Origin of the sequence: Liquorilactobacillus mali (genome assembly GCF_001437155.1) — a bacterium.
GTDB lineage: Bacteria > Bacillota > Bacilli > Lactobacillales > Lactobacillaceae > Liquorilactobacillus > Liquorilactobacillus mali_A.
On the sequence record NZ_JQAR01000068.1, the window covers coordinates 1 to 922 of the forward strand.

Annotated in this window: 1 protein-coding gene; it reads right to left on the reverse strand. The window is 37.1% G+C overall.

What is annotated here, in order from left to right:
• Positions 1-922 (reverse strand): transposase (locus tag IV36_RS12630; protein WP_156648683.1); only part of this gene is annotated, 922 nt, incomplete at both ends.

Genomic DNA, 922 nt, shown 5'->3' on the forward strand with positions numbered 1-922 from the left:
TTTATAAAACAGTTATAGTTGGTAACCCTCGCCACCAATTTTCTAATGTTCATCGCCATCAAGGCAATTCCAGCTTCCTTTTTTACCTTTTCAAGGCCTCTAACCGAAAATCTTTTAAAACCCAAACAAGCCTTCAACCCACCAAAAACTGATTCGACATCTATTTTACGTCGTCCATAAATTGAACCAGTTTGGTAATTTGAAAGCAACTTGCGTTCCTTAGCTTTGAAGTACTCCCAAGCGTCATTAATACTTATTTTGCGAGGATTTCCGTTTTTAGTGAACGCTCGGTGGTCAACTTGAAAATCATTATCATATTTGTTTGCCTTATACTCTTTAAATTCACGTACAAACCCGTACTTGTCTTTGCGCTTACGGTAAGCATAAAAACTAAATCTAACTCCTTGCGGATCTATAAAATAATCATCTTTAGGGTGATATGTCCAATTCATGACCTTACGGTCATCACTTTGCCATTTGCGACTGTTTTCTTTCAACATTGTCCCATACGGAATCAAAGCTGTATGTTCGGGTAATTCATCTTCAAAGTATCGATAATTTGATTCTGAACCGTATCCCGCATCGGCCACAATATACTTACCTAAAGTTTCAGCTGCTTTTTGCTGCTGTAAAAAGGGAATTAATGTTTTGGTATCTCCTGGATTTTGAAAAATGCCAAAGGCAGTTACAAATTGTTTACTCGTGGCGATTTGTAGATTATAAGCCGGTTTTAGCTGTCCGTTGAGCATTGAATCTTCTTTAACACGCATAAAAGTCGCATCATGGTCTGTTTTCGAATAACTATTCCGTTTACCATAAATTCCAGTTTGTATTTTATATTCCAATAACTTAGTTTGGCGTAACTTAAGTTTTCGTTTTAACGATTTCAGTTTTCGACGTCTGGACTTGTCTGGGTTTGGAG